Here is a 5,219-nt window from a genome sequence, read left to right as displayed (position 1 = left end):
GTGACGGGTGGCTGGTCGTTGTTTGAGAACTGCACAGTGGACGCGAGCATCTGTGGCCAAGTTTTTAAGGGCGCACGGTGGATGCCTTGGCACCAGGAACCGATGAAGGACGTGGGAGGCCGCGATAGTCCCCGGGGAGCCGTCAACCAGGCTGTGATCCGGGGGTTTCCGAATGGGGAAACCCGGCAGTCGTCATGGGCTGTCACCCTTGCCTGAACACATAGGGCAAGCGGAGGGAACGCGGGGAAGTGAAACATCTCAGTACCCGCAGGAAGAGAAAACAACCGTGATTCCGGGAGTAGTGGCGAGCGAAACCGGATGAGGCCAAACCGCAGGCGTGTGAGACCCGGCAGGGGTTGCGCGTGCGGGGTTGTGGGATCTCTTGTCTGTCGTCTGCCGGCGACAGGACGAGTCAGAAACCGTTGGCGTAGGCGAAGGACATGCGAAAGGTCCGGCGCAGAGGGTAAGACCCCCGTAGCCGAAACGTCAGCGGCTCGTTGGAGAGACACCCAAGTAGCACGGGGCCCGAGAAATCCCGTGTGAATCTGGCGGGACCACCCGCTAAGCCTAAATATTCCCTGGTGACCGATAGCGGAGAGTACCGTGAGGGAATGGTGAAAAGTACCCCGGGAGGGGAGTGAAATAGTACCTGAAACCGTGTGCCTACAAGCCGTGGGAGCGTCGGAGTGTGCTTGCGCACTCTCGTGACTGCGTGCCTTTTGAAGAATGAGCCTGCGAGTTTGCGGTGTGTTGCGAGGTTAACCCGGGTGGGGGAGCCGTAGCGAAAGCGAGTCCGAACAGGGCGTTTCAGTAGCACGCTCAAGACCCGAAGCGGAGTGATCTAGCCATGGGCAGGTTGAAGCGGAGGTAAGACTTCGTGGAGGACCGAACCCACCAGGGTTGAAAACCTGGGGGATGACCTGTGGTTAGGGGTGAAAGGCCAATCAAACTCCGTGATAGCTGGTTCTCCCCGAAATGCATTTAGGTGCAGCGTCGTGTGTTTCTTGCCGGAGGTAGAGCACTGGATAGGCGATGGGCCCTACCGGGTTACTGACCTTAGCCAAACTCCGAATGCCGGCAAGTGAGAGCGCGGCAGTGAGACCGTGGGGGATAAGCTCCATGGTCGAGAGGGAAACAGCCCAGAGCATCGACTAAGGCCCCCAAGCGTACGCTAAGTGGGAAAGGATGTGGAGTCGCTCAGACAACCAGGAGGTTGGCTTAGAAGCAGCCACCCTTGAAAGAGTGCGTAATAGCTCACTGGTCTAGTGATTCCGCGCCGACAATGTAGCGGGGCTCAAGCGTACCGCCGAAGTCGTGTCATTCGTACATGCAGGGCCAACGCCCGTACGGATGGGTAGGGGAGCGTCGTCTGCCGGGTGAAGCAGCCGCGGAAGCGAGTTGTGGACGGTTGACGAGTGAGAATGCAGGCATGAGTAGCGATTCACACGTGGGAAACGTGTGCGCCGATTGACTAAGGGTTCCTGGGTCAAGCTGATCTGCCCAGGGTAAGTCGGGACCTAAGGCGAGGCCGACAGGCGTAGTCGATGGATAACCGGTTGATATTCCGGTACCCGCTGTGACGCGATCAACATCGAGCATCGTGATGCTAAGGCCGTGAAGCCGTTCCGGACCCTTCGGGGGAAGGAAAGTGGTGGAGCCGCCGGCCCAAGCGGTTAGTAGGTGAGTGATGGGGTGACGCAGGAAGGTAGTCCAGCCCGGGCGGTGGTTGTCCCGGGGTAAGGGTGTAGCCCGAGTGGTAGGCAAATCCGCCACTCACCAGGGTGAGACCTGATGCCGAGCCGATTGTGGCGAAGTGGATGATCCTATGCTGTCGAGAAAAGCCTCTAGCGAGTTTCATGGCGGCCCGTACCCTAAACCGACTCAGGTGGTCAGGTAGAGAATACCGAGGCGTTCGGGTGAACTATGGTTAAGGAACTCGGCAAAATGCCCCCGTAACTTCGGGAGAAGGGGGGCCGCGCCCGGTGACGAGTCTTGCACTCCGAGCTGGGGGTGGCCGCAGAGACCAGCGAGAAGCGACTGTTTACTAAAAACACAGGTCCGTGCGAAGCCGTAAGGCGAGGTATACGGACTGACGCCTGCCCGGTGCTGGAACGTTAAGGGGACCGGTTAGCTCCATTTCGGTGGGGCGAAGCTGAGAACTTAAGCGCCAGTAAACGGCGGTGGTAACTATAACCATCCTAAGGTAGCGAAATTCCTTGTCGGGTAAGTTCCGACCTGCACGAATGGCGTAACGACTTCTCGGCTGTCTCAACCATAGGCCCGGTGAAATTGCACTACGAGTAAAGATGCTCGTTTCGCGCAGCAGGACGGAAAGACCCCGGGACCTTTACTACAGTTTGATATTGGTGTTCGGTTCGGCTTGTGTAGGATAGCTGGGAGACTGTGAAGTCCCAACGCCAGTTGGGGTGGAGTCGTCGTTGAAATACCAGTCTGGTCGTGCTGGATGTCTAACCTGGGTCCGTGATCCGGATCAGGGACAGTGTCTGATGGGTAGTTTAACTGGGGCGGTTGCCTCCTAAAGGGTAACGGAGGCGCCCAAAGGTTCCCTCAGCCTGGTTGGCAATCAGGTGGTGAGTGTAAGTGCACAAGGGAGCTTGACTGTGAGACCGACGGGTCGAGCAGGGACGAAAGTCGGGACTAGTGATCCGGCGGTGGCTTGTGGAAGCGCCGTCGCTCAACGGATAAAAGGTACCCCGGGGATAACAGGCTGATCTTCCCCAAGAGTCCATATCGACGGGATGGTTTGGCACCTCGATGTCGGCTCGTCGCATCCTGGGGCTGGAGTCGGTCCCAAGGGTTGGGCTGTTCGCCCATTAAAGCGGTACGCGAGCTGGGTTTAGAACGTCGTGAGACAGTTCGGTCCCTATCCGCTGCGCGCGCAGGAGTCTTGAGAAGGGCTGTCCCTAGTACGAGAGGACCGGGACGGACGAACCTCTGGTGTGCCAGTTGTTCTGCCAAGGGCATGGCTGGTTGGCTACGTTCGGGAGGGATAACCGCTGAAAGCATCTAAGCGGGAAGCCTGCTTCGAGATGAGGACTCCCACCCACTTGATGGGGTAAGGCTCCCAGTAGACGACTGGGTTGATAGGCCGGATCTGGAAGCGCCGCGAGGCGTGGAGGTGACCGGTACTAATAGGCCGAGGGCTTGTCCCCAGTTGCTCGCGTCCACTGTGTTGGTTCTGAAACCACGAACAGCCGATGGTTGTTGATTGTTTCATCGTGTTTCGGTGGTCATAGCGTGAGGGAAACGCCCGGTTACATTCCGAACCCGGAAGCTAAGCCTCACAGCGCCGATGGTACTGCAGGGGGGACCCTGTGGGAGAGTAGGACACCGCCGAACAAATCTTCAGAGGGTTGGACCCCGAACTTCGGTTCCGGGTCCAACCCTTTTTTGTTTTCCGTCACTTGACGTTCACCTTGCTCAACCAGCATCCGCCTCATGGGTGTTGCTGCACTGCTCAGGGCTGCCGGCGTCGGAGCCGGTGACGAGGTCGTCGTGCCGGCGTTCGGTAATGCGGAGGTCGCCGAGGCCGTGGCCCAGGTGGCCGCGCTGCCGGTGTTCGCCGATATAGACCCGGTGACGTACTGCCTCGATCCGTCCGCCGTCGAGGCCGCCGTAACTCCCCGTACGGCGGCCGTCGTTGCCGTGCACCGCTTCGGCCGGTCGGCCGACGTGGGGCGGCTGTACGAGGTCGGCCGGCGGCACAAGCTGTTGGTGCTGGAACAGGGCGATTCGGAGGCGCCGTACGACGAGAGGGCGCAGCGCAGGGAGCGTGCCGCCTACCTTGACGCGAAGCTGCGGGGCGTACGGACGCCGGACGGGGGTGACGGGCACACCTATCAGCAGTACGTGGTGCGTGTCCCCGGGAACGGCCGCCCGGACCGGGACGCCTTCGCACGAGCCATACGGGCCAAGGGCGTTGACTGCCGTGTGCCCGTGAAGACGCCTCTGCACCGGCTGCCGGGGTTCCGCCGGTGCGTGTCCCTTCCGGAGACCGAGAGGGCCGCCGAGGAGACGCTCGCACTGCCGGTGCACGCCTCGTTGACGAGGCGGGACATGCAGCGAATCGTTTCGGCGTGCAACGCGCTGGGTGGCCCGATCGTGGTTGGGAGCACGGCTCTGTTCGGGGTATGATCTATTCCGTTGCCGCGGGGGAAACCTCGAAAAGGCGACAGGCCCCTATAGCTCAGTCGGCAGAGCGTCTCCATGGTAAGGAGAAGGTCAACGGTTCGATTCCGTTTGGGGGCTCCAGAACGTAAGGCCCTCGCCCACCCGGGCGAGGGCCTTACGCGTGTCTTGCCCGTCCGCCCTATTTGTGCAGGCCCGGGACACGCATGGCGAGGATCGCCATGTCGTCGGACGGGGCGTCCGAGGCGAAGCGCTCCACCGCGCGCATGATGCGGGCCGCCACCGCGCCAGCCGTCAGACCCGTGCAGGTGGTGAGGACGTCCGCGAGACCGTCGTCGCCCAGCATGCGTGTGCCCTCGCGGCGTTCGGTGACGCCGTCCGTGACACACAGCAGGACGTCGCCGGGATCCAGCGTGACCGTCTGCTCGTACAGCTCCAGGTCCTCCATGACGCCGAGGAGCGGCTGGGGCTCGGCGGCCGGTTCCACCGTGCCGTCCTGGCGCAGGCGCAGCGGCAGCGGGTGGCCGGCGCAGACGACCTTGAGCTGGGCGCTGCCGTCCTCCTGCGGCCACAGCTCGCCGTACAGGAGCGTGAGGAAGCGGCTGCGGGCGCCCTCGTCGAGGATGGCGGAGTTCAGGCGCTCCAGCACCGCGGGGCCGCCGAAGCCCTCGCGGGCCAGCAGCCTGAGCGCGTGCCGGGCCAGGCCCGTCACCGCGGCCGCCTCCGGGCCCGTACCGCAGACGTCGCCGATGGCGAAGCCGTAGGCGCCGTCCCGGATCGGGAAGAGGTCGTAGAAGTCGCCGCCGACCTCGTTGCCCTCGCCGGCCGCGCGGTAGATGACGTCGACCTCCACGCCCTCGACGTGGGGGAGCCCCGGCGGCAGCAGGCTGCGCTGGAGGGACTGGCTGATGGCCGTGCGCTCCGAGTACAGGCGGGCGTTGTCCAGGGCGAGGGCGGCGCGGCGGCTCAGGTCCTCGGCCAGTTCCAGGATCTCCTGGCGGAAGTGCTCGTCGGAGGGCTTGCCGAGGGTGAGCATGCCGATGACGCGGTTGCGGGCGACCAGTGGCAGG

General features: G+C 62.6%; 2 protein-coding genes, 1 tRNA gene and 2 rRNA genes. 4 read left to right on the top strand and 1 reads right to left on the bottom strand.

Translation table 11 applies throughout. The features are described 5' to 3' along the window. The first annotated feature begins 54 nt into the window (after positions 1-54). The 4 genes from RH94_RS07905 to RH94_RS07890 all read left to right on the top strand — a co-directional run bounded on the left by RH94_RS07905 (position 55) and on the right by RH94_RS07890 (position 4,272). Positions 55-3,173 (top strand): 23S ribosomal RNA (locus RH94_RS07905). 70 nt (positions 3,174-3,243) lie between these two features. Beyond that, positions 3,244-3,360: ribosomal RNA gene (gene rrf / locus RH94_RS07900) — 5S ribosomal RNA — on the top strand. A 114-nt stretch (positions 3,361-3,474) separates the two neighbouring features. After that, the gene (locus tag RH94_RS07895; RefSeq protein ID WP_073946922.1) at positions 3,475-4,155 is read left to right on the top strand and encodes a DegT/DnrJ/EryC1/StrS family aminotransferase; all 681 of its coding nucleotides are present in this window, start codon (positions 3,475-3,477) and stop codon (positions 4,153-4,155) included. A gap of 41 nt (positions 4,156-4,196) precedes the next feature. After that, positions 4,197-4,272 (top strand) — tRNA-Thr (locus tag RH94_RS07890). A gap of 58 nt (positions 4,273-4,330) precedes the next feature. Here RH94_RS07890 and RH94_RS42725 read toward each other — a convergent pair. After that, a partial coding sequence (locus tag RH94_RS42725; RefSeq protein ID WP_234425612.1) for a GAF domain-containing SpoIIE family protein phosphatase occupies positions 4,331-5,219 on the bottom strand: 889 nt, incomplete at its 5' end.

The organism is Streptomyces kebangsaanensis (genome assembly GCF_001906585.1).
GTDB lineage: Bacteria > Actinomycetota > Actinomycetes > Streptomycetales > Streptomycetaceae > Streptomyces > Streptomyces kebangsaanensis.
The sequence above is the reverse complement of the archived record's forward strand: the minus strand, read 5'-3'. Positions and strand labels throughout refer to the sequence as shown.